Annotated in this window: 25 protein-coding genes; all 25 read left to right on the forward strand. The window is 29.7% G+C overall.

The features are described 5' to 3' along the window. Positions 1–62: 62 nt before the first annotated feature. The 25 genes from MSCUN_RS03650 to MSCUN_RS03770 all read left to right on the forward strand — a co-directional run bounded on the left by MSCUN_RS03650 (position 63) and on the right by MSCUN_RS03770 (position 23,825). On the forward strand, positions 63–1,649 hold the full coding sequence (locus MSCUN_RS03650; protein ID WP_338041715.1) for an NAD(P)/FAD-dependent oxidoreductase: 1,587 nt from the start codon (positions 63–65) through the stop codon (positions 1,647–1,649). A gap of 464 nt (positions 1,650–2,113) precedes the next feature. After that, positions 2,114–6,511: a beta strand repeat-containing protein gene (locus tag MSCUN_RS03655; protein ID WP_095607859.1), complete on the forward strand. Its 4,398-nt coding sequence runs from the start codon at positions 2,114–2,116 to the stop codon at positions 6,509–6,511. A gap of 251 nt (positions 6,512–6,762) precedes the next feature. After that, positions 6,763–7,947, forward strand: a complete 1,185-nt coding sequence (locus tag MSCUN_RS03660) for an argininosuccinate synthase (protein ID WP_095607860.1) — start codon at positions 6,763–6,765, stop codon at positions 7,945–7,947. 284 nt (positions 7,948–8,231) lie between these two features. After that, complete coding sequence (locus MSCUN_RS03665; protein WP_095607861.1) at positions 8,232–8,933, forward strand: metal-dependent hydrolase; 702 nt, start codon at positions 8,232–8,234, stop codon at positions 8,931–8,933. A gap of 167 nt (positions 8,934–9,100) precedes the next feature. Beyond that, positions 9,101–9,412 (forward strand): monovalent cation/H+ antiporter subunit E, encoded by a 312-nt coding sequence (locus MSCUN_RS03670; RefSeq protein ID WP_095607862.1) that lies wholly within the window; start codon positions 9,101–9,103, stop codon positions 9,410–9,412. Between the two features lie 15 nt (positions 9,413–9,427). Continuing rightward, the gene (locus tag MSCUN_RS03675; RefSeq protein ID WP_095607863.1) at positions 9,428–9,694 is read left to right on the forward strand and encodes a hypothetical protein; all 267 of its coding nucleotides are present in this window, start codon (positions 9,428–9,430) and stop codon (positions 9,692–9,694) included. Beyond that, a complete protein-coding gene (locus MSCUN_RS03680; protein ID WP_095607864.1) occupies positions 9,694–9,999 on the forward strand; it encodes a cation:proton antiporter in 306 nt (101 codons plus the stop codon). The genes MSCUN_RS03675 and MSCUN_RS03680 overlap by 1 nt, the downstream gene beginning before the upstream one ends. A 1-nt stretch (position 10,000) precedes the next feature. Continuing rightward, positions 10,001–10,285 carry a DUF4040 domain-containing protein gene (locus MSCUN_RS03685; protein ID WP_245837609.1) on the forward strand — a complete coding sequence of 95 codons (285 nt, stop codon included), beginning with the start codon at positions 10,001–10,003 and terminating at the stop codon, positions 10,283–10,285. Continuing rightward, positions 10,285–10,674 (forward strand): cation:proton antiporter subunit C, encoded by a 390-nt coding sequence (locus MSCUN_RS03690; protein ID WP_095607865.1) that lies wholly within the window; start codon positions 10,285–10,287, stop codon positions 10,672–10,674. The genes MSCUN_RS03685 and MSCUN_RS03690 overlap by 1 nt, the downstream gene beginning before the upstream one ends. 37 nt (positions 10,675–10,711) lie before the next feature. Continuing rightward, positions 10,712–12,226, forward strand: coding sequence for an energy conserving hydrogenase EhbF (gene ehbF / locus MSCUN_RS03695; RefSeq protein ID WP_095607866.1), 1,515 nt, complete (start codon positions 10,712–10,714; stop codon positions 12,224–12,226). Positions 12,227–12,236: 10 nt separating this feature from the next. Next, positions 12,237–12,575, forward strand: a complete 339-nt coding sequence (locus MSCUN_RS03700) for an energy-converting hydrogenase B subunit G, EhbG (protein ID WP_143744838.1) — start codon at positions 12,237–12,239, stop codon at positions 12,573–12,575. Then, positions 12,572–12,859 carry an EhbH gene (locus MSCUN_RS03705; protein WP_095607868.1) on the forward strand — a complete coding sequence of 96 codons (288 nt, stop codon included), beginning with the start codon at positions 12,572–12,574 and terminating at the stop codon, positions 12,857–12,859. The genes MSCUN_RS03700 and MSCUN_RS03705 overlap by 4 nt, the downstream gene beginning before the upstream one ends. After that, positions 12,852–13,337 carry an MnhB domain-containing protein gene (locus MSCUN_RS03710; RefSeq protein WP_095607869.1) on the forward strand — a complete coding sequence of 162 codons (486 nt, stop codon included), beginning with the start codon at positions 12,852–12,854 and terminating at the stop codon, positions 13,335–13,337. The genes MSCUN_RS03705 and MSCUN_RS03710 overlap by 8 nt, the downstream gene beginning before the upstream one ends. Positions 13,338–13,350: 13 nt before the next feature. Next, positions 13,351–13,644 (forward strand): energy-converting hydrogenase B subunit J, encoded by a 294-nt coding sequence (locus MSCUN_RS03715; protein ID WP_095607870.1) that lies wholly within the window; start codon positions 13,351–13,353, stop codon positions 13,642–13,644. Between the two features lie 15 nt (positions 13,645–13,659). After that, positions 13,660–15,009, forward strand: coding sequence for a 4Fe-4S binding protein (locus MSCUN_RS03720; RefSeq protein WP_095607871.1), 1,350 nt, complete (start codon positions 13,660–13,662; stop codon positions 15,007–15,009). Continuing rightward, positions 15,006–15,560 carry a 4Fe-4S dicluster domain-containing protein gene (locus MSCUN_RS03725; RefSeq protein WP_095607872.1) on the forward strand — a complete coding sequence of 185 codons (555 nt, stop codon included), beginning with the start codon at positions 15,006–15,008 and terminating at the stop codon, positions 15,558–15,560. Before MSCUN_RS03720 ends, MSCUN_RS03725 begins: the two co-directional genes overlap by 4 nt. A gap of 15 nt (positions 15,561–15,575) precedes the next feature. Next, positions 15,576–16,025 carry an NADH-quinone oxidoreductase subunit B family protein gene (locus MSCUN_RS03730; RefSeq protein ID WP_095607873.1) on the forward strand — a complete coding sequence of 150 codons (450 nt, stop codon included), beginning with the start codon at positions 15,576–15,578 and terminating at the stop codon, positions 16,023–16,025. A 21-nt stretch (positions 16,026–16,046) separates the two neighbouring features. Further along, on the forward strand, positions 16,047–17,198 hold the full coding sequence (locus MSCUN_RS03735) for a hydrogenase large subunit (protein WP_095607874.1): 1,152 nt from the start codon (positions 16,047–16,049) through the stop codon (positions 17,196–17,198). Between the two features lie 10 nt (positions 17,199–17,208). Then, complete coding sequence (locus MSCUN_RS03740) at positions 17,209–18,195, forward strand: respiratory chain complex I subunit 1 family protein (RefSeq protein ID WP_095607875.1); 987 nt, start codon at positions 17,209–17,211, stop codon at positions 18,193–18,195. A 14-nt stretch (positions 18,196–18,209) separates the two neighbouring features. After that, on the forward strand, positions 18,210–18,476 hold the full coding sequence (gene ehbP, locus MSCUN_RS03745) for an energy-converting hydrogenase B subunit EhbP (RefSeq protein ID WP_095607876.1): 267 nt from the start codon (positions 18,210–18,212) through the stop codon (positions 18,474–18,476). A gap of 361 nt (positions 18,477–18,837) precedes the next feature. After that, on the forward strand, positions 18,838–19,062 hold the full coding sequence (locus MSCUN_RS03750) for a FeoA family protein (RefSeq protein ID WP_095607877.1): 225 nt from the start codon (positions 18,838–18,840) through the stop codon (positions 19,060–19,062). Between the two features lie 189 nt (positions 19,063–19,251). Then, positions 19,252–21,255 (forward strand): ferrous iron transport protein B, encoded by a 2,004-nt coding sequence (feoB, locus tag MSCUN_RS03755; RefSeq protein ID WP_095607878.1) that lies wholly within the window; start codon positions 19,252–19,254, stop codon positions 21,253–21,255. Positions 21,256–21,459: 204 nt separating this feature from the next. Then, positions 21,460–21,663 (forward strand): hypothetical protein, encoded by a 204-nt coding sequence (locus MSCUN_RS03760; protein WP_095607879.1) that lies wholly within the window; start codon positions 21,460–21,462, stop codon positions 21,661–21,663. 18 nt (positions 21,664–21,681) lie between these two features. Continuing rightward, positions 21,682–21,876 carry a hypothetical protein gene (locus MSCUN_RS03765; protein WP_095607880.1) on the forward strand — a complete coding sequence of 65 codons (195 nt, stop codon included), beginning with the start codon at positions 21,682–21,684 and terminating at the stop codon, positions 21,874–21,876. 920 nt (positions 21,877–22,796) lie between these two features. Continuing rightward, complete coding sequence (locus MSCUN_RS03770) at positions 22,797–23,825, forward strand: DNA polymerase subunit beta (protein ID WP_095607881.1); 1,029 nt, start codon at positions 22,797–22,799, stop codon at positions 23,823–23,825. Positions 23,826–23,841: the final 16 nt, after the last annotated feature.

Below are 23,841 nucleotides of genomic sequence, written 5' to 3' on the forward strand. Positions count from 1 at the left end.
TATAAAATAAATAAAATTCATATATAATATATATTAGATAATTTTGTATAAAGGTGACATAATTGAATATTGTAATAATCGGAGGTGGAGCCTCCGGGTTAACAACCGCATCCAACATAAGAAAATATGATGATGAATCTCAAATAATTGTATTTACAACACAAAAGAATGTAGCATATTCCCCATGTGCAATACCATATGTAATAGGTGGACATATAGACAGCTTTGATGATATAATTATGCATAAACCAGGAGAATATATGCGTAAAAACATCAGAATAATGACAGAAACCACAGTAACAAGTATAGACAAAGATAACACAGAAATAACATACAAAACTAAAGATTCTGAAACTGATGAAAAAATAAAATACGATAAACTCGTAATAGCAACAGGTGGAAAACCACTAATACCACCAATACCAGGAAAAGATCTCAAAGGAGTATTTAAAGTAAGAACAGTAGAAGATGGAAAAGAAATTCAAAACTACGCACAAAATGCAAAACGTGTAGTACTAGTTGGAGGAGGAGCAATAGGACTAGAATTAGGATCAGAACTAGCAAATAAAGGAATTGATGTTACTATTGCTGAAATGATGCCACAACTATTCCCAAGATCATTTGACAAAGAAATGTCAGATAAATTCCAAAAACACTTACAAGATAAAAACGTGACCATACTCACAGGCTCAGCAGTACAATCTATTAATGGTGATGAAAAAGTAGAATCTGTAACAATAGATGGAGAAGAAAGACTAGCAGATATGGTAATACTCTCAACAGGAGTAAGACCACAAACTGAACTAGCTGAAAGCATAGGCTGTGAACTAGGACAATTTGCAATAGATGTAGATGAACACATGGAAACATCAGTTGAAAACGTATATGCAGCAGGAGATTGTGTAGAAGTTACAAGTGCTATAACTGGTGAAAAAACATTATCACCTCTAGGTACAACAGCTGTAAGACAAGGAATAATTCTAGCACGCCACCTAGTAGGACATGACTTAGAATTTAAACCAGTTCTTAACTCCACAGTATCACAAATTGGAATCATGGAAATGGGAGCTGTAGGAATCACACAACAAGAAGCTGAGAAAAATGGAATTGATGTTGTAGTAAGTAATGTAGATTCACTATCTCGTGCTCGATATTATCCTGGAAGTAAACCATTATTCCTAAAACTCATTGCAAAACTTGATGGAACAATTATTGGATGTCAAATGTTTGGACAAGAAGCAGTAGCAGAAAGAGTAGATACAATGACAACCATAATATCACAAAAACTAACATGTGATGAAGTTGTAACAATGGAATTTTCATACGCACCACCAGTATCACAAGTAATTGACCCACTAGCACAAGCAGCAGCAGAATGTCTTGAAAAAATTGAAGCTATTGAAGATCAAAAACAACTTGAAGCTGAAGAAAAACAAAAACATGATATTGAAGTTGCAAAAGAAGAACAAAAAGTTATTAATAAAAACATGGTTCAAATAAGAAAAGATGATGCAATGGCTAAAATTGCAGAGCAACTTGATGATATCAGAGCAAAACGTGAAAAAATAGAAGAACCAACAATCCAAACAGAACAACCACCACAACCAACAGTAAGTTTCACACAACTACTACGTCAAAATCAAGAATAAGTAGTGTGGAATTTATTTTTTATACTCCACCCCATCTTTTTTTTTAATTATTTTTTTTATATTTTATTTGAGAATTTAACTTATATTTGTATTTTAAGATGTATTCATTTTTTTTAAAGATAATTTTTTTGATTCTACCCCTTCGTTTTTTTGTTTTTATATTTTTTTAATTTACTTTTATTATTATTTTTATGAAGTTTAATTAACTATTTAATACTATTTTATTTATTTAAGTTATTTTATTTGATTATATTGAAATTAAAGTGTTATTTTTCGGATATTTTTTTGATAATTTTAGTAGTATTTATATAATTTTTAATTCAAATATTAAAGCAAGTATTCATTATATTTTAAATTTAGTTAAAAATTAATTTACTAACATATTTCAAAGTAATTTTGAATTCTAGTTAAAAAAATAGGAATAATAAAAAAAAGTCAAGTTTTGGAGGAAAAAATGATTTTTTATGAATAAAAAAAATAAATTTTTATTCTTAGGTTTAACACTACTTTTAATATTAGTTTCAGTTAGCTCAATAAATGCAACTGAAAATAATGATACAACAACAATATCAGATACAACAAGTACAAATGATATTATTAATGTAGAAAAAACTACACCAGTAGAAAAAGATACAATAACTACAGATGTTAAATCTGAAAATAAGATAATTAAAAATACAAAAAAAGATTTAAAAGATGTAAAAACTGTTAAAAAAGCATCCAATACAACAGTAAATGTAAACTCTTCAAACTACAATCAATATTTCACAAACTCAGGAAAACTATCAGATAAAATATCTGCAAACTCATCAATTATTCTTAATGGAAAATTTGAAAATAAAACTTTCCAAATAAACAAACCAGGAATATACCTTGCAGGTAAAAATAGTATCATAAAAAATGGACAAATAACAATAACAGAAAATGCTGAAAATTCAACTCTAACAAATATCAGCATCCAAATAAGTAATTCAAACATAACAAAAGCAATAAATAACCAAGCAATGGGTGTAACATTATCAAATATTAACATCACATACAACAAACCAGCAGGTATAACACTTGGTATTCTAAATACAGCTGAAAATGTATCAATATTAAATAATAACATAAAAATAGAAGGACCAAATGCACCAATAGACTGGTATAATTCATCTAGTGAAAGATACATGAAAGTAAACACAGCAGCAATAAGCTCACAAGGTGATGACATAACCATTCGTGGAAACAATATTAACGTTACCATAGCAAATGGTAGTGCATATGACCCATATGGTACAATAGATGTTATAGAAATTGTTAATGGTGATAATGTAAATATTATAAACAATACAATAGTAGCATCAAAAGCATCATATGTATATGCTATAAGTGCAGCAATTACAAACTCAAGAGTTTCAAATAATAAATTTAATATAAGCAGTGAATCATACATCAATGCAATACAAATAGGAAATATGATTGCAACAGGATCAAATGTAGGAATTGCAAATAATATTATCACAGGTGTATGTAAAAATACAACACCACTTTCATATGATGAATCAAAAGCATATGCTATTATAGCATCAGGTGTATCAAAAGCAACTAATATGAACATTACAAATAATACAATTAATGTTAATGCAACACTAAATACTGGAATTGAACTATTTAACACAGAAAATAATATAATAACTGATAATAAAATGAACCTCTCTGGTGTATATTCAACAGGAATTAAAGGAAATCTTGCACCTAAAACTATTATTAGAAATAATAAAATAAATTCAACAGGTAATAGTTCAATTGTAACATATCCTGGTGTTTATGGAGTAATATATAATAATGATGCAATTTATCTTGAAAATAGTATGTATGTAAATATCACAAACAATAACATGAAAGTCATGGACAAAGGATGTAGTGAACAAACAGCACCTATTATACTAAATAAATCAAGTACTATAAGAGTTACTGATAATATAATTAACACATCAAATGATGAAAAAACAATACAAAATATTGGCTCATCAAATGTTTTAGATGATAAAAATACAATTTATATAAATGGTACACTTCAAGATACATATATTATAACAAATAATACAATAAGTCAATATTTCATTAAAGAAAATGGATATCAACTAGCAGATAATGTATCAGATCATGATATTCTTAATTTCCAAGGAACAATTGCAAATCTCACAGATTCAAACTTTAAAATGGTAATTAACAAACAAGTTAAATTAATTTCAACAACACAAGATGCTGTAATTCGGAATGTTCCAATAATAATTACTACTGAAGGTGAAAATACAAAAATAATAAATCTTACAATTGAACTTATAAAACAAACAGGAGAAGCAATACCTATTAAAAGTACTGCTGAAAAAATTAAAATTATAAATAATACAATTAAAGTAGAAGGACCAAATGCACCAATAGATTGGACTTATTACCCTAAATCTTACGTAAATACAGCTGCAATAAGTTCAGAAGGAGATGATGTAACTATCTGTGGAAATAACATTACTGTTACAAAAAAAGCTGATAGTCAAGATCAAGCATATGGTACAATAGATGCTATAGAAATTATTAGCGGAAATAATGTAAATATTATAAACAACACAATATCAGCATCAAAAGGTGTATATGTATATGCTATAAGTGCAACACTTAACAATTCTGATATTTCAAACAATAAATTTACCATAAATGGTGAAACATACATAAATGCTATTCAACTTGCAAATCCATCATTTAATGTTACAATAGCAAACAATGATATTAAAGGTGTATGTAGAAATACAACACAACTTAATGATACAGAATCTATATCATATGCTATTATTTCATCAAGCAGAACAACCCCTGGAAACAATATAACCATTATAAATAACAATATCAATATTAATGCTACATTAAATACAGCTATAGAATTATATAATACAGAAAATTCAACCATAAATAATAATAGAATGAATCTTACAGGAGCATATAATACAGCTATTAAAACTGAAAATGCAGCAAATACTCATATAACAAATAATACAATTAACATAAAAGGAAATAGCAAGACTACAATAATACCTGATATTTATGGAGCAATATATAATAATAATGCTATTAATATGAAAAATAGTCCAAATACTGATATTACACTTAATAATATAACAGTCATGGATACAGGATGTAGTGATCAAACAGCAGCTATAATATGTACAAGTTCAGATAATGTAACAATTTATAATAATATATTTGACACATCAAATGTTGAAGATAAAGCAATACAAACTATAACATCAAATAATATTACAACACAACTAAATGCAATTTTTGTAAATGGTACAAGAAATGGTAACACACACATTATAACAAATGATACAATAGAACAATTCTTTATTAAAAAAGATGATTATCAACTATCAAATAATGTGTTAATTGGAGATACTCTTGATTTCCAAGGAATAATTGCAGATCTTAAAGATTCAGACTTTAAAATAGTAATAAATAAACCAATTAATATTATATCAACAACACATAATGCTATAATTCAAAATATACCAATAACAATAACCTCTGATGCTATAAAAACAAATATATCAAATATTAACATTGAATTTAACTCAAAAAATACTATAACACCTATTATAAACAATGCAAATGATGTAAAAATAATAAATAACATAATAAAAGCAACATCTGTAAATCCTATAACAGTTATTAAATCAGAAGATGATAATACAAAATTCATAATACAAAACAATACAATAAATGCAGTAGTAGAAACACCACTAAATGATAGAATACCACTAATAAATACACCATCAGCAACAGTTACAAACAATAAAATTAACCTAACAGATATAAATAGTGAATCAATACTTGGAGATGAAGCAGTATTTGCAGCAAACATATCAGAAAACACACCTCAAATGCCATTCCACTCATTTATAAATATAACAAACAATACACCAATTAAATATAATCAAGATGCAAATATCACAATAAAAATAGAAGGAATTTACCATCAAAACATTACAGGAGTTATGAATGTAACAATCGATGGTAAAACATACAAAATTAATGGAACTCAAAGTACAATAACAATTCATCCAAACACAATGAAAGTAAATATAAACATAGATTACGTAGATGAAAATAACAACTATCTACCAATTAAAAACTACACACAAATACTTAATGTAGACCGTTCAACAAACTCAAACATTCAAATTACAGTTAAAAATGAAGTATTTGCCGGTGAAAATATTACCATTACAGCAATAATATCAGATAATGGTAAATTAATCCAAGACGGTTATGTAGCTTTCAAACTTAATGGAGTAACATTAAAAGATGCAAATGGAAACAGAATAAAAGTACGCGTAATTAATGGAATAGCAACACTAACATACACAATACCAAGTAATTACGCAGCAAAAGACTATATATTAACTGCAGTATTCTCAAATGCAAACTACGCACGTGTAGAAGTAAATCAAACAGTAACAATAATACCATCAAATGTATTTATACAACCAACAAGTGTATATTACGAAAATGGAAAACTAATGATAAAAGCAGATATTAAAGATGCAATAACAAACAAAAACGTAGCAATAAGAACAAAAGTAACACTAAAAATCAATGGAAAAACAATTATTGACCGTATGATAGTAGAAAATGGAACAATCACAATAGCACAAGATCTTAAATTTAACAACGGTATAAAAACATTAACAATCATATCAGGACCAAATCGTAAATATAACGTAAATAAAATAAATGTAAATTTTATGGTACAAAACACACCAGTAAAACAAAGCAAAAACACAACACAAATAACAACAAATGACAGCTTAAAAGCAAAAGTATAATATTTTTTTATACTTTTTATAACCACCTTCCCCTTTTTTTTAAAAATAAACTTTCTTTTTTTTATAATAAAATTACATTCTTATATCATAAATTTTAAAAGAAATTAAAAAGATATATTTATACATACTTAATTAACAATACAAAAAAAATTAGTAATTAAAAAAAAGATTGTTAATCTAAAAATTTTAAGGAATAATAAAAAATATTTTTTATAACAAATAAATAAAACTATAAAAAGGTGACAAATAACATGGAAAAAGTTGTATTAGCATTCAGTGGAGGACTTGACACATCAGTTTGTGTAAAATTACTCGAAGAAAAATATGGTATGGAAGTAATCACAGCATGTGTAGATGTAGGACAACCAGAAGATGAAATTAAAAGACCACAAGAAGCAGCAGATAAAATAGGTTCATCAAAACACTATACAATTGATGCAAAAGATGAATTTGCAAAAGACTATGCATTCAGATGTATAAAAACAAACTCATTATATGAAGGATATCCTTTAAGTACAGCATATGCAAGACCATTAATAGCTAAAAAAATTGTGGAAATTGCAGAAAAAGAAGGAGCATCAACAATAGCACATGGATGTACAGGAAAAGGAAATGATCAATTCAGATTTGAAGCAACTATCAGATCAGAATCAGACCTAGACATTGTAGCACCAGTACGAGACTACAACCTAACAAGAACAGAAGAACAAGAATATGCAAAAGAACACGGCATACCACTACCATCAGAAAAAATCTACAGTATAGATGAAAACATCTGGGGAAGATCAATCGAAGGAGGACTTCTTGAAAACCCAGCAAATGCAGCACCAGAAGATATCTACGCATGGACATCCTCAACAGAAGATGCACCAGACACACCAGAAATTGTAAAAATAGAATTTGTTAATGGTGAACCTGTAAAAATTAATGATGAAGAACTTGCACCTGTAGCATTAATTAGAAAAGCAAATGAAATAGCAGGTAAAAATGCAATAGGAAGAATAGACATGATTGAAGATCGTATAATTGGTCTTAAATCACGTGAAAACTATGAAACACCAGGAGCAATACTACTCATCACAGCTCACCAAGCACTTGAAAAACTAATCTTTAGTCGTGAAGAAATTAAATTTGCTGAAATGATCAGCCAAAAATATGCAGAACTAGTATATGATGGACACTGGAATGAACCACTCAGAGAAGATCTTGACGCTGTAAATGACTTCATGCAAAGACGTGTAAATGGTATAGTTGAAGTAAGATTACATAAAGGATCAATGAAAGTAATTACAAAACAATCACCATGTGCATTATACAACCAAGAAGATGTATCATTTGATGATAAAGGTATTGACCAAAGAGAAATGATTGGAATGGTAAAATACCACGACATTCAAGGTGCAGAATACTCAAAAGTAAAAAAAGACCTAGAATAAGTGATTTTTTCATATTAACCTCCCATTATACTCTTTTTTTATATCTTTTAAATTATTTCAAAAAAAATATCTTTTTTACTTAACAAGCTAATTTTTTACTATTTAAACTTTAATATAAATCTTATCTTTAAATTTAATTATGAATCCTTTATTGTATTTTTATAATTATGATTTAATTTTATGTAATTATAAATAAAATATTTAATTTTTAATAGTTAGATATTTATATAAATATAGTTTAGTTAAAATAAAATTTATTTTTTTTAGGAGTGTGATTAGTATTTATGTCATCTTTTAGGTCTCATGCTTTAGCTGGTTTATTATTTGGATTGCCTTTTATTAGTAATGTTTTTTATTTGTTTTTTGCTTTACTTGGTGCTTCTGTTCCTGATTTAGATCATCAAAATAATAAACATAAGGTTTATTCTATGATTGGTTTTGGTGTTGTTTTATCTGTTTTACTTTTCTTTTTAAATGGTGATGTGCTTTCTGGTTTAGTTTTAATTCTTTTGGGTGTTATTTTTTATTTTTCTCGTCATCGTGGTTTTAGTCATACTTTAGTTGGTATTGTTGTTTTATCATGTTTGTTTAGTTTTATGTTTATGGGTTTTGTGTCTGTTTTGATGCGTTTGTGTATTGATTTTGGTGTGAATGTTCCTTTTAGTAGTATTGTTTTTATTGTGATGGTGTTAATTGGTTATTTTGTTATCCATAGACGTTATTTGATGTTGTATATCTTAGCTTTGGCTGTTTATCTTGTGTTGTTTGGCTTTGATTTTGGTATGTTTAATTGGTATGTGGTTTTTGGTATGTTTTTAGTTGGTGGTCTTAGTCATTTGATTTTGGATTTAAGGACACCTGCCGGTTTATCATTATTTAAACCTTTTATAAAAAGAAAGTTTCATCAAAAAATGGCTTTGTTTTTATTTATTATATGGTTAGTTGTTGCTGTTGGATATTTAGTTTATTTTAATCCCCTTATTTAAAATTAACATGTGTTATATGTATTTATCATTATTCATAACAATTAAATATGTTGATTTTTATAAATATACATATACTATATACTTAATTTTGAATAATTTCTTTTTTTAAGTATGGAGTTTTTATAGCTAATTGATTTAAATTTTATAATAAAAACGGAGTTTAATTTATGTTTTTAACTAGAATATTCTACGGAATTGAATTTTTCGTAGTATTAGTAGTCGAAATAATAAAAGCAGTATTTGACACAGCTGCTTGCAGTCTCAAGGGAGATGTAGATCCTGTAGTTGTAGAGATCAGACCTGATCTTAAAAGACCAGTATCTTTAGCAATTCTCAGTAATACTATCACATTAACACCTGGTACAATTACTGTAGACATGGATCAAGATGAACGTGTATTAACAGTTTCTGCTATTACACCTCGTGCAACTGAGGCAATCATACCTCTTGAGCCATATATAAAAAAAATGTTAGAATAAACATAGGGTGATGAGATGGATTTTTTAACACTATCTGAATTGTTCCTAATGTTATGTTTAATAATTTACATGATTGCAAATATAAGAATAGGTGCAAGAAAAACCACAGGTTCAGCACTAGCAGGAGTTGCTGGTTTTACAATTGCATTAGCAATATTCTTAACATTAGTATATAATGTAGCAGCAATTGAATTTTGTAGAGACATAGCATTCGCAATATTAATATTAAGTCCTGTTGGAACAATCGCTGCAGCCTACGCACTCGCTGGAGGAGATTTATAATGGCAACAGCAGAAATAAGTTTAACAATAGGTGATCCTGTAGGAATTATTATTGGTATTTTACTTATAATTGGTGGTATACTCATATTGTGTGCTACTAAAGGACTAATATGTAATACTGATGATGATGTAAAATACAACGTATTTGCTAGACTAGAAATTCTAGGTATAGTAGATATGGTTGGCGTACTTGTCCTCATATTAGTTGGACAACCAGCATTAGGTGTAGTATACTTTATATTAGCACCATTTGCAACTCATGCAATCGCAAAAGGACACTTCCGTGGAGAACAGGAGGAGCAATAAAATGGCAGATTTAACTTTAGTAATTCAAAATATAATCCCATGGGTATTATATATAATTGCAATTCTAGGTGCTATTGTTTGCTTAATGCAAAAAGATCTTCTTAAAATGGCAGTTTTAACCAGTGTAAGTGGATTTGCAGTAGCAGCAATTTATCAAGTGCTACTTGCACCAGATGTAGCTTTAACTCAAGCAGTAGTTGGAGCAGCTATTATACCAACACTCGTAGCAATTGCAGTTCTAAAAACACGAGAAGAACCTATATCAAAAGATGAAGGTGATCTATAATGGTATTTAGTTCAATTCAACTAGGTGCTTTAGTAACCGGTGCATTATTAATGATGATCGGTGTAGTAGCATTAGTATATCTAGATAACGTTCTTAAGAAAATTATTGGAGCAGCATTTATAGGTGATGGAGTAAACTTATTACTAGTTTCACTAGGTTACAGAGCTAATGGAATAACATACATCTTACTACAAGGAATGGATGTAAACAACTTCCTAGGCCATGCATCATATCCACTACCATTTGCACTTGTACTTACAAGTATTGTAATTGGTGCAAGTACCTTAGCTGTAATGCTAGCACTTACAATAGTATTATATAAAAGACATGGAACACTCAATGCATCCACTCTTTTAAATGATAAAAGATTAGGAGAGGATAAAGAATGAGTAATACTATCACTACAATAAATGGAGGTAGATTCTAATGGATGGAACAATATTTATACCTCTACTTGTAATTATCCCAATAATTTGTGCAATACTTGTAAACCTATTACACGGTGCACAAAAAACAACAAAAGCATTAGCATTTATCGGAGCTATATGTCTTGCATTAGTACCAATACTTGCAACATACGGAACACAATTCTTCGGAGCTTATCAACCACTAATAAATGGTGGATTAAGCGTACAAATACCAACAGCTGTAAATAGCATTATTTCAGGCTCAGTATTAGAATTATTCCACCCAGCAATTACCTACGTATTTGGACCAGGACAACAAACAGTTCTATTCATACTAGGAATAGTTGCAATGTGTGCAGTATTCATATCAATTGTAGAAACAAAGAAAACATCAGGAGTATACTTATACCTATTATTCATGCTCACAGCAGCATTAATGGCATTCATACTCACAGATGATATATTTAACTTATACGTATTTTTCGAAATCGCAGCACTCGTACAAGTAGGTTTAATACTTGTATCAAGAGTACGTGGAAACTATGAAACTGGTTTAAAATACATGTTACTCGGAGAAGTAGGTGGATCCTTCATGTTATTAGGTATCGCACTTATACTCGGATTAACAGGAAACGTAAACATATCAGATATAGTATTAATGATACACTCAGGTGCAGTTGACCCAACAAACCCAGTATTATTATTCGCAGCAGGTATGTTACTTTATGGATGGTTATATGCAACAGGATTACCACCATTTAACGCAATAAAATCAGAAATATATAGTAAAGGATTATCAAGCGGATCAATGGTTCTTCAATCATTCTCAGTAATAGGATGTATTGCAATAGGACTAATTATATTAAGAATCTTCGGATACCTACCAGTAGTACAAATGGTAATACTTGCAGTATCAGTTCTTGCAATGATTCTCGGAATCTGTATGGCAATGGTACAAGACGACTACAAACGTGTAATCGCATACTTAGCTGTAGGAGAACTAGGATACATCGGAGTAGGTCTAGGACTTGGATCAGTATACAGTATAACAGCAGGATTATTCCAAGCAGTTAACGAACTTGTAGTAACATCCTTCCTATTTGCAGGATTTGGACTTGTATTATACAAAACCAAAACAAGCAAACTTTCAAAACTCGGAGGATTACTTGAAGATATGCCATGGGCAGCACTACTTATAGTATTAGCAGGATTTATTATGGCAGGAGTTCCACCATTCAACGTATTCCAGAGTAAATACATGCTCTGTCAAGCAGCAATGGTACAAGGAATCCCAGAACTAGCAATAATCATGATCATACTAAGTATTGTAACATTCCTTGCATTCTTAAAAATCACATACATGATATTCCTAAGACAAAAACCTGACGACCTTAAAGTATCAAAAGCAAAAATACCAAAAACAACAATGGCAGTTATGGTATTATTCCTTATAATAAGCTTAATAGTAGGTCTATTCCCAGGATTAGTAGTTGACAATCTAGGCATAATGGCTTTATCTGCCCTAATACTATAAAGGTGATAATATGAAAATGTATGAAAAACTTGTAGCATCCCTAAAAAGTACATTTGGGTTAGATCCACAAGAAACATTAATACCAGGAGTACAAACTTCTTCAATCATGTCAGCAGAATTACTCTTCATGGCATCTGTACTTATCGCAGCATTAACAATAAGACTTGTAAGTCTTCCTTTAATGGTAGTTGTAGAAGTAGCACTTATGATCGGGTATGTATATGTATCTCCAATAATGCCTAAATTGTACAAAGAAAACAATGATAGTCTAAACAACATGATGTTCTATGCAATAATAGCACTAGCAATAATTGCATTAATATTCAATGTGGGGGTTAGTATAATATGAATTCCACAATAAGAAAATTAGCATCAGCATTAGCAATACTTATCGTAACAGTAATCTTCCTAAATTCAGTATTCCAATTCAGTTACATGATATTCCCTGGAATAAACTACATATACCAAGGAATTGGAGTAAACATAGCACCTAACCTTGTAACCAACATCGTATTTGATTTCAGAGGATTCGATACACTTGGTGAAGCATTAATATTAGTAAGTGCTGTTGTAACAACAATGCTTGTATTCGGAAGAGGAAAAGTAAACCTTGGAGGCGACGACGATGAGTGATCTTCTTAAATTAATAGGATATCCAGTATCATTCATTATGATAGGATACGGAGCTATGACCATCCTAGGTGGACACATAACACCGGGTGGAGGATTCCAGGGAGGTACAATGATGGCTTCCGGAGCAATTCTCTGTATTTTAACATACGGATTAAAAGATAATCCATTTAACCTATCACACGAAAGAATGTCCATAATCGAAAGCTGTGGAGCGTTATTATATGTAATATTAGGTTTATGTGGATTATTCCTTGGCGGATCATTCCTATATAACGTAGGAACAAACATATACGGATTAATACCATCAGCAACAGCAGGTATATTTAATTACCCTGACGCACTTCACGCAGGAATTATACCATACCTAAACATTGTAGTTGGTTTAAAAGTATTTATCGGATTAACAACATTAGTAATACTCTTCTATGGTGTAACAAAATACAGAGAAGATTATGTTGATGATGAGGAAATAGACTAGGAGGAAAAAAATTATGGTTTTAGAATCAATAGCTCCTAATTTATTTGGAGTAGCATACGTTGGACCTACAATATGTGGTTTCATAATGGGATTACTAGTTGGTGCAATTATGCATAAAAACCCAACAAAAGGAATACACCTTAATACTTCATCATGGATTGCAATAATAATCGGAGCAATTATCGTTGCATACTGGCTTGGTACATTCCCATACTATGGTGGATTACCACTCGGACCTGGATTTGTAGTAGCAATTATTGGAGCAATAATTGGAAGAGCATTATTTGGAACTAAATATGAAGCTTAAGTGGGGTAATAAGAAATGTTTTTAACAACAAAAGATTGTAATGGCTCAGGTGAATGTGTAGAAGCTTGCCCTACTGATGCAATTAAATTAGTTGACGGCAAAGCTGTAAGTTGTATAACATGTGGTAAATGTCAAAGAGTATGTCCAAACAAAGCAATCTTCAAAAATGATTTGGGCGGTTATGTAGTAGATAGGACAAAATGTAACACATGCGGAATGTGTATAAATGTATGTCCTGTAAGTGTTATCACAATAAAAGATGGAAAATTAATGGGATTATGTTCTAACTGTGGAGTATGTGTAGCTCCATGTCCACAAAATGCAAGAAAACCACAACCAAAAAGACCAGTTAAAATGGAAAATGATGTGGTTAACAGAGTTAACATCGGAACCAACTTTGAAGATTGTATAGAATGTGGAAGATGTGCATATGTATGTCCAACTAATTCAATTAAATTCTCATACATTGAACCTGGTGTATGTACCAAGTGTGATATATGTATAGATGTATGTCCAAGAAATGCAATTGGACCTATTGAAGAAGGTGGAGAATATCATATTGACATGCAAAAATGTGCAATATGTTACAAATGTCTAATAGAATGTCCAAATGAAGCAATTGTAGCAGAAGATCTTGTATTAACAATTAATCAACCTGATTATGATGTTGAAAATGATACAAGAATGATATCATGTATTGAATGTAAACTTTGTGCAGATGCATGTCCTACAGATGCTTTAGATGTAATTAATAAAAGACTCAGATACCAAGTTGATAAATGTACTCTTGTAAATGGATCAGATCATCCATGTGCAAAAGATATTGAACATGCACCATGTACAACAGCATGTCCACAAGGTGTACTTGAACTTATACCTGAATCAAAAATTACACTAGAAGGATTATGTGTAGAATGTAGTATTTGTGTAAAAGAATGTAAATATGATGCACGTAAATTTGGAAGAACAACATGGGATGGAGAAATCAAACCTAACTGTATTAAATGTGGACTATGTATAGAAGTATGTCCAAAAGATGCACTATGGCTTGAAGATGGACAAATCAAAGTAAACTTTGATAAATGTGTACTTTGTGAAAAATGTGCAATGTATTGTCCTGTAAATGCAATTCCTAAAACAACACCACTCAAAATCAAAATTGCAAGTGGATACTCAATGCTTAACAACGACCTATGTATTGAATGTGGACGTTGTAAAGAAGCATGTCCATTTAAAGCAATTAGCATAGATGATGATGGTAACTATCATATTAACAACCAAAGATGTATATACTGCGGAGCTTGTAAAACAGCATGTCCAGCTAGAGCAATAAAAATACAAAGAAACTACGAGGCAACAATATGAGTTTAGGAAAAATTTTTATTGAAGGAATATATGTAAACTTAAAAAGATTAATCTTTGGAAGCGAATGTCGTACAGATCTACAACTACGTGAAGATGCATTAAATGGTAACATAAAACCATCACCAAAAGTAGCAAAAGTAGAATGTATAGGATGCGGTGGATGTGCAACAGTATGTCCAACACAAGCAATTGTAATGAACCCAGTAGAACCTGTGGAAATTATACCAGGTATAATTAAAACAGCAATTCCTGAAATTAATGAAATTGAATGTGTACATTGTTATCAATGTCATGATTTCTGTCCTATCTATGCACTATTTGGAGTAGCAGCAACAATTCATCCAAACGATGTTGGAACAAAATGTGATAAAGACATCAACAGTATGCTTTTAGATCCAGCAGAAGTTTCAGATAAGAAAATGAAAGAATTAGCAGAATACCTTACTGATGATTCTATACTTCTTAAAAGAAAAGAAGCACAAGCTGCAAAAGATGCACAAATCACAGAAAACGAAGAAAATGTAGCAGAAAAAGCTGCAGAGGAACAATAAGTTAGAGGGGATATAATGGGAATTAAATCACAATCTCGTAAAAAATCTATACATCTAATGCTAGTATATACTGGTGGATGTAACGGTTGCGATATAGAAATAGTAAACACAGTATTATCTCCAAAATTCGATATAGAACAATACAATGTATATCTAACATGGAACCCAAGAGAAGCTGATGTTTTAGTTGTATCAGGTCCTGTAACCTACTGGACAAAAGAACCTCTACTTAAAATTTATGAATCAATACCAAATCCTAAATTTGTAGTAGCAGTAGGAGCATGTGCACTTACAGGTGGAGTTTACAAAAACATACACGGAGAACTTCCATCTGAAGAAATTGAAGGACCGGTGGATAATGTTATTCCAGTAGATGCTAAAATACCTGGATGTGCAGTAAGACCAGAAGATGTTGTAGCTGGAGTAGTATCTCTACTACCAATAATACAAGAACTAAAGGATTAAATATTATTAAGGAGTATTTATATGGTTACAAAAATAGATGGAGCAACAACTTGTACACCTAAGGAAAGACAAGTTTTTGAAACAGAACTAAATATGGGTACAGTACATCCAGCAGCTTTAGAACCTTACAGAGTAAGATTATTCATTGAAGATGAAATTGTTAAAGATGCTGAAATTACTGTAGGTTTAAACCATAGAGGAATTGAAAGAATTATGGAAGGATTACCTGTAGAAAAAGCTAATGCACTATCAGAAAAAGTTTGTGGTATATGTTCAAACGGACACATATACAACTCATGTCGTGTTGGTGAAGGTGCTATAGGTATTGAAATTCCAGAAAGAGCAGTGTATCTTCGTGTTCTTGCAGAAGAACTTGAAAGATTACACAGTCACATGCTATACTTAGGACACGGATCTGAAGTATTATGTCATGAAACCTTTGCTATGAGAATATTCTATATCAGGGAATCTGTAATGGAACTCTTATACATGATGGGTGGAAACAGAGTACAATATGGTATCTCTGTACTTGGTGGTATCAGACCTAGAGCTGACTTAAACCTTAAAGAACAACAAAAAATCCTTGAAACAATGGATTACATTGATGATAAAGTAGGAGCTTTTGCTGAAAGGTTTATAGCAGACCCTATGGTAATGAGCCGTATTACAGATACCGGTCAATTATCACGAAAACAAGCACTTGATTTACACGTAACAGGACCTTCCCTACGTGCAACAGGATATGAATATGATTACAGAACAGAAATGTTTGAATATGAACCATTTGAGTTTGATATTATAACTCAAGATGGTGGAGATGTACGTGCAAACATACTTATGCGTGCTACAGAAATATTTGAATCAACAAAAATTATCAGACAAGTTATTAAAAACTTACCTGATGGACCTGTTGTTAACCGTGACTGGGAAATGAGTGACTCACCAGTATTTAAAAGTTACATAGAAGTACCTCGTGGTGTATGTTACCATTCATATGGTCTTGAAGATGGTAAAGTAAGATCAAGTATTATCAGAACACCATCAATGTCAAATATTGCTGCAATGCAAGAAGCATGTATTGGTCACCCAATTCAGGATGCTCAACTTGCAATTGTATCATGTGACCCATGTTTTACCTGTACAGATAGAGCAATACAAGTAATTAAATTATAGGAGAAATAAAATGGATATATTAACATCAATTGGTTATGTTATAGGTGCGTTTATAATTGCTTCTATTGTATGTTTATGGTTACCAGGAATTGAAAAGAAATCTGAAGCTAGAGTACAACAAAGACTCGGTCCTCAACTTGCAAGTCCTGGTGTATATACAACTTTAAAGTTCTTCTTTAAAGAAACATTAAAACCATCTGCAATATTACCAAAAGTATATAACATGCTTCCACTATGTACTCTCATAGTAGTTACAGCATTATTCATAATATTAGTACCTCAAGTTATGGTTGCTTGGGGACCATTTGCTAGTCTTGTAGCAGTAGTAGGATTATTAAAACTAGAAGAAGTATTATATGTGTTCATGAGTTCATTTTCAAAATCACTTTTATCTAAAACAATGCCGTTCCCGGATCAGATAAAAGGTGGAAAACACATTAATGCAAAACAATCATTCTTCGAAGAAGTTAGTGCAAACCGTGCTTTAAAACTTATATCATATGGTAGTTTACCATTTTATATAGCTTTATTCATACCTGCTGTAATGTCAAATAGTATTGATCTTTCAACAATTGTTGCAGTACAACAAATTACAGGTCCATTCTTATTCACATTACCAGGTCTTATAGGTACAGTTGTGTTCTTTATTGGATTTATGATCATTTTAAATGCAAATCCATTTGCATACTTAGAAGGTCATTCAGATGTTATTCAAGGTCCTCTCCTTGAGTACATGGCAAAATACAGAGCAGTTTATGTAATGGCTCATGCTTTATTAATATTTGTAGGTGCTTGTGTATACTCAACATTATTCCTTGGTATGCCACCTGTATTTGGTATTACAATGATTGTACCAATTATCGTATCTATAATTATGACAATGGCTGTAGCTGTAGTAAGTGCACTTTCACCATTATTTACTAATAATGAATTCTATCCTACAGTTATAGGAATAACAATGATAGCTATAGTAGCAGTGTTACTTGCTTTCTTTTAAATAGGTGATATTAAATGAAAATCGTATTAAGACCACATCATATAATAGGTTTAGCAGGTTATATTGTAGAGCTAAGAACATCATTTAGAAATTTAATTGTTGTAAATCATCAAGATGAACCAATTAAATTAGAAGTTCCTGTTCTTAATGATCAATGGATCGAAGAACATGAAGCTTTAGGCTTAGAAGTTATTCCAGTATTTGATGATAGTAACTTCCTTGTTACATATGAAATAGCTAAACATAAATTAGATGAAGAGAGAAAAGCATTAGAAGAATAAATATTTTTTTATTCTTTCTTTTACTTTATTTTTTTAATTTTTACTTTTTTTTAAGAACTTTTTTTTATTGTATTTTTATCCTTATTTTTTCTGATAATTTTTTTTTATAATAATTTTCTAGTTTTTTTTATTTTTATCAATTTAGGTTTACTTAAATATGAACAAACATTAATTTAATTTATTTTTTTTTAGATTTTCATCAAATTTAGTTTATTTTTTTATATTTTTGTTTATTTCAAGTAAAATAATAATGTTTATATAGTATTAAAAGTATAGTATTATTATAAAAATTAGGTTTACCTAATTTTATATTAAAGTTAAATATAATAACACTACATGAAAATTAAAGGAGTAATTTATTATGAGCAAAACAGTTGATGATTTAACCAAAGGAGAAACCGGAATTATAAAAAATTACACTTCAAAAAGTGAAATTGCAAAACGCCTAAGAGAAATGGGAATTGTATCAGGAACACCTATTGAACTTAAAGGTAAAGCACCTCTAGGATATCCAATAGAAGTAAGAATTCAAGGTTTCAATCTTGCATTAAGAAAAGATGAAGCTCGAGCTATTGAGCTAGAATAAATTTACACTTTTTTTTAATTTTTACATTTTATTTTTACTTTACATATAAAAAGAAAAAAAATTTTACTAGGAATACTTTTATTATTATTAAAGATATGAATTCCTATTTTTTAGAAGTTTTAGATTAGGAAATTTTAAAAAATAATAAAAGTAGATTTAGGTATACCTAAATTTTTTGAGAGGTATGATATGGAAAAATTAAAATTCTTACTAGCCGGAAACCCGAACGTAGGAAAAAGTTCTGTATTTAACCATTTAACAGGACTAAAACAACACGTAGGAAACTGGCCAGGTAAAACAGTTGAACAAAAAGCAGGAATCTTCGAATTCAATAACTATGAAATTGAAGTAATAGATCTTCCTGGAAACTATAGTCTAACACCTTATTCTGCAGAAGAAATTGTATCAAGAGATGCAATCATTTTTGAAGATAATGATGCAGTAATAAACATAATAGACGCAGAAAATATTCAAAGAAACTTATATTTAACCTTACAAATTCTCGAAACAGGAGCAAACACTGTAATTGGACTTAATATGTTAAACTATGCAGAAGATGCAGGTTTTAAAATAAATGTTAAAAAACTTGAAAAAACACTAGGAATACCAATTGTAGTAATAGATGCAAGAGAAGGAAAAGGATTAAATGAATTAATAAGAAAAACCATAGAATCAACAGAAAACCCTGTAGATAAATCAGGCGAACTAACATATGGTTTTGAACTTGATGATCACATAAATGAAGTACGTGCACTATTTCCAAATTTAAAAGTTGGTTCAGCACCATCAACATGGGTAGCAATAAAATTACTTGAAAATGATAAAGAAGTAATGGAACTTGCTAAAAAATCAGCAGACAAAGATCAACTTAAAAAACTTGATGAAATTAGAAAACACGTAGAAGAAATTGTACACCAGCCACTTGATGACGCATTTATTGATGCTAGATACGGTCAAATTGCAACAATCATGAAAAAATGTGTTAAAAAACCAGCTGGATCAAAGAAAACACTAACAGATAAAATTGATAGTATTGTAACAAACAAATGGTTAGGAATTCCAATATTCTTAATTGTGATATATATTATATTCTACCTAACCTACACAATAGGAGGACCATTCCAGGATCTTATTGATGAAGGATTCTCAGCATTAATTGAATATCTAACACCTATGCTTGGAGACGGAGCATTAGCATCATTCGTATTAAATGGTGTAATTGGTGGAGTAGGTTCAGTACTTACATTTATACCAATTATATTCATATTGTTCTTCTTATTAAGTTTAGTAGAAGATATAGGATACCTAGCACGTGCAGCATATGTAATTGACCGAGCAATGCACAAAATTATGGGACTATCCGGAAAAGCATTTATACCAATGATCTTAGGATTTGGATGTGATGTAACAGGTATTATGGCAACAAGAACACTCTCAAATGAAAGTGACAGAATATCCACAATGCTAGCATTACCATTCATTTCATGCAGTGCAAGAATACCAATATATGCATTATTTACAGCAGTATTCTTCACACAAAACGAAGCAGAAATAACATTTGCAATCTATCTTTTAGGTATGGTTGTAGCAGTATTAGTAGCACGTCTACTAAAAGAAACAGTATTTGCAGAAGAATCAGCACCATTTATCATGGAACTACCACCATATAGAATACCTACACTTAAAAGTGCACTCTTACACATGTGGGAACGTGGAGCACTCTTCATTAAAAAAGCAGGTACAATCATATTAGGAGCTTCAGTACTTGTATGGATACTCAGTAACCTACCATTAGGAGTAGATGAAAGCTCAGCAGAAAGTATTCTTGGAATTATAGGAAGCATAGTAGCACCTATATTTAAACCATTAGGATTCGGATTCTGGCAAGCTTCAGTTGCTTTAGTACTTGGTATTATAGCAAAAGAAATTGTAGTATCAACATTTGGAACACTCTTCGGAGTAGGTGAAGATGGTATTAGTGAAGTTATACCAACATTATTCACACCACTTTCATCATTATCCTTCATGGTATTTACATTACTATACGTACCATGTTTCGCAGCATTAGGAGCAATAAAAGAAGAAACAGGCTCATGGAAATGGGTAGCAGCATGTGTAATTATCTGTTGTGTAGTTGCATATGTATTATCATTCATAGTATACCAAGGTGGATTACTACTAGGATATACCTAGATTAGTAAAAAAAAGAATTAGTATATAGATTTATACTATTCTTTTATATTTTTTTAACACCTTTTTTTCTTATACTATTAAATTTTTAAAATAAAAACAGGAGATGAAAAACAATGATTCGAGGAGTAAACACAAAAAAATACCATAAAAAAGATGATGAATAAAAATAAAATATAAAAAAAATCTAAAGGAGCATTTAAAAAAATGGCAGAAGAAATACAATGCAGACTATGTGGATGCAGGTTTGACCCTGATAAATCTAAAGACTGTGAATGTAACTGTGTTTTTGGAGGATGTAATGGACGTAATATAAGATGTCCAAACTGTGGACATGACATGCCAAGACCACACTCAAATAAAGATAAAACATCAATAATTGATAAACTAAAAGCATCAATAAAACTCTAAAATATGAGATGATAAATTATGGCACAATGCAAACTATGTGGAACCACATTTAATGAAGATGAAGCAGAAACAGTAGATTGTAACTGTGGATGTGGAAGTGACCTATATTTATGTCCAAATTGTGGATATGCAATAAAATTATCTGTTAAAGAAAAACAAGAAAAAAGAAGCTTCTTTAAAAAACTAACTGACGCATTTAGAATGGGTTACTAAAATAAGAAACTTAACCACCCAAAAAAAAATATCTATTAAAAAATAAACCCTATTTTTTAACTATTATTTTTATTTTTAAATACTTTTTAAAATAATTATAAAACTAGTATAGCTACCTTTTTTTAAGTATCCAGGTTATTTATGAAAAAAATTAGAGTACTTTTATATTATAAATTTCTGGTAAAAAAAAAGATTTAAAAAAAAAGTAAAAATTAAAGGAAAATAAAAAAAATATCTTACTATCTATTTTATATGATTTAAATATTCATATTTTTATTTCAAAATAAAACATTTTAACATCTATTTTTTTATTTCATATTTATAATGGGATTTTTACGTTTTTATAATTTCATGATTTACATTTGATTTTACAGTATTGTCCTAATTCTTAAAACTTAAATTATCTAAATTTTTAGCTATTATCTGAATTTATAAGTGAATTTTATCTTATTATATGATACTTTACAGATTTTAATTTAAAAAAAAGGGGAGACTTCTCCTTTTTAAGCATTATTTTTCCTACTAAATTTAAAGTGTGAGTATATACTTTTGTTATAATTCCTTTTTTATGATGTATAAAGATTTGGTTATTATCTGCTTTTTTTCTGTAAAGTTTCTTATTATGTAATTATATACATGTGTGTTATTGTCCGAATATTACTTAATTTGTTGTTTTAAGCAATACTATAAAAGATTAAGTATTTTTCTATTCTTTTATTAAGATATTTTTTTTTAAGAATAATTTTATGCTCTTACAATTATAAGTTTTTATAAAACATACTATATAAATATTACTTTAAAATTTTTAAAATAAATTTTAATAATTCATGAACAATAATTTTTATAATAGTTTCAAAGTAAGTTATTAATTTATAAATTTACAAAAGTATTATACAAAGCTTAAAGGGAATTATTTTAATATGAATATTAGACCACGTTATTTTATTCAAACTAAAGATGACTTATTTTTTGCAGTTAATACATATACACATCCGGAAGATTATATTATAGCATTTTTAAGATATGTTCCAGATGAAAATGGTGATAGATCACATGAAAACTTGAAGTATAGTAAAGTTGATTCTGATGAAGCTTATGAATACATAAAAAAACATCATCCTAACTACTTGTTTAAATGGAATGTAGAAAACAAGAAAATGATGGGAGTACCAACAACTGATATTAAAAAGATACTAAGTCCAATTAAACGACTAGATGAAATATTAAACATGAAAAGTGATGATCCATATATAGGTAAGATACAAAAATTAGCAGAAATATTCCATAATGAATGTGATATAAGCTATGAAAACATGGGAATAACAGGATCAACACTACCAGGACTACAAAAAAGTGAAACATCAGACATTGACTTCATAATCTTTGGACTAGATAATCATAAAAAAGCACGATTACTATATAAAAAACTCAAAGAAGATCCTGAAAGTATACTAAATCCTATTGAAGGTGAATTCTGGGAAAGAGTATATAATAAAAGAATAAAAGATGATTCACTAGATTTTGATGAATTCATATTCTATGAAAAACGTAAAAATAACAGAGGACTAATTGATAACACACTATTTGATATACTTTCAACTATGAATCCTGATGATCCAATAAATACAGATGAACTTTACTACAAACAAATAGGAAAAATGAAAATCAAATGTAAAATACAAGAAGATAAACAATCATTTGACACACCATCTATATATGACATATCAGATGTGGAAATAATAGAAGGTCCTAATGTAAAAATTGATAAATTAGTATCATATACCCATACATATGCAGGTGAAGTACAAAATAATGAATGGGTAATTGCATCAGGTGTATGTGAAGAAGTAACAAATAAAACAAATAATACAAAAACATACAACCTAACAATAGGAACAACACGCGAATCAATCGGCGAATACATAAAACTTAAAGAAAAACCAGTATAAAAAAAAATAGTAAAAA

The sequence above is a fragment of the Methanosphaera cuniculi genome, assembly GCF_003149675.1.
Classification (GTDB): domain Archaea; phylum Methanobacteriota; class Methanobacteria; order Methanobacteriales; family Methanobacteriaceae; genus Methanosphaera; species Methanosphaera cuniculi.

What these genes read in the sequence shown, in the direction of transcription:
- MSCUN_RS03655 (WP_095607859.1), top strand. Translation starts at nt 2,114, where the DNA reads ATGAATAAAAAAAATAAATTTTTATTCTTAGGTTTAACACTACTTTTA.
- MSCUN_RS03715 (WP_095607870.1), top strand. Translation starts at nt 13,351, where the DNA reads ATGGTTTTAGAATCAATAGCTCCTAATTTATTTGGAGTAGCATACGTT.
- MSCUN_RS03735 (WP_095607874.1), top strand. Translation starts at nt 16,047, where the DNA reads ATGGTTACAAAAATAGATGGAGCAACAACTTGTACACCTAAGGAAAGA.
- feoB (WP_095607878.1), top strand. Translation starts at nt 19,252, where the DNA reads ATGGAAAAATTAAAATTCTTACTAGCCGGAAACCCGAACGTAGGAAAA.
- MSCUN_RS03720 (WP_095607871.1), top strand. Translation starts at nt 13,660, where the DNA reads ATGTTTTTAACAACAAAAGATTGTAATGGCTCAGGTGAATGTGTAGAA.
- MSCUN_RS03685 (WP_245837609.1), top strand. Translation starts at nt 10,001, where the DNA reads ATGGCAGATTTAACTTTAGTAATTCAAAATATAATCCCATGGGTATTA.
- MSCUN_RS03725 (WP_095607872.1), top strand. Translation starts at nt 15,006, where the DNA reads ATGAGTTTAGGAAAAATTTTTATTGAAGGAATATATGTAAACTTAAAA.
- MSCUN_RS03690 (WP_095607865.1), top strand. Translation starts at nt 10,285, where the DNA reads ATGGTATTTAGTTCAATTCAACTAGGTGCTTTAGTAACCGGTGCATTA.
- MSCUN_RS03760 (WP_095607879.1), top strand. Translation starts at nt 21,460, where the DNA reads ATGGCAGAAGAAATACAATGCAGACTATGTGGATGCAGGTTTGACCCT.
- ehbF (WP_095607866.1), top strand. Translation starts at nt 10,712, where the DNA reads ATGGATGGAACAATATTTATACCTCTACTTGTAATTATCCCAATAATT.
- MSCUN_RS03765 (WP_095607880.1), top strand. Translation starts at nt 21,682, where the DNA reads ATGGCACAATGCAAACTATGTGGAACCACATTTAATGAAGATGAAGCA.
- MSCUN_RS03750 (WP_095607877.1), top strand. Translation starts at nt 18,838, where the DNA reads ATGAGCAAAACAGTTGATGATTTAACCAAAGGAGAAACCGGAATTATA.
- MSCUN_RS03705 (WP_095607868.1), top strand. Translation starts at nt 12,572, where the DNA reads ATGAATTCCACAATAAGAAAATTAGCATCAGCATTAGCAATACTTATC.
- MSCUN_RS03730 (WP_095607873.1), top strand. Translation starts at nt 15,576, where the DNA reads ATGGGAATTAAATCACAATCTCGTAAAAAATCTATACATCTAATGCTA.
- MSCUN_RS03670 (WP_095607862.1), top strand. Translation starts at nt 9,101, where the DNA reads ATGTTTTTAACTAGAATATTCTACGGAATTGAATTTTTCGTAGTATTA.
- ehbP (WP_095607876.1), top strand. Translation starts at nt 18,210, where the DNA reads ATGAAAATCGTATTAAGACCACATCATATAATAGGTTTAGCAGGTTAT.
- MSCUN_RS03740 (WP_095607875.1), top strand. Translation starts at nt 17,209, where the DNA reads ATGGATATATTAACATCAATTGGTTATGTTATAGGTGCGTTTATAATT.
- MSCUN_RS03770 (WP_095607881.1), top strand. Translation starts at nt 22,797, where the DNA reads ATGAATATTAGACCACGTTATTTTATTCAAACTAAAGATGACTTATTT.
- MSCUN_RS03700 (WP_143744838.1), top strand. Translation starts at nt 12,237, where the DNA reads ATGAAAATGTATGAAAAACTTGTAGCATCCCTAAAAAGTACATTTGGG.
- MSCUN_RS03680 (WP_095607864.1), top strand. Translation starts at nt 9,694, where the DNA reads ATGGCAACAGCAGAAATAAGTTTAACAATAGGTGATCCTGTAGGAATT.
- MSCUN_RS03665 (WP_095607861.1), top strand. Translation starts at nt 8,232, where the DNA reads ATGTCATCTTTTAGGTCTCATGCTTTAGCTGGTTTATTATTTGGATTG.
- MSCUN_RS03660 (WP_095607860.1), top strand. Translation starts at nt 6,763, where the DNA reads ATGGAAAAAGTTGTATTAGCATTCAGTGGAGGACTTGACACATCAGTT.
- MSCUN_RS03675 (WP_095607863.1), top strand. Translation starts at nt 9,428, where the DNA reads ATGGATTTTTTAACACTATCTGAATTGTTCCTAATGTTATGTTTAATA.
- MSCUN_RS03710 (WP_095607869.1), top strand. Translation starts at nt 12,852, where the DNA reads ATGAGTGATCTTCTTAAATTAATAGGATATCCAGTATCATTCATTATG.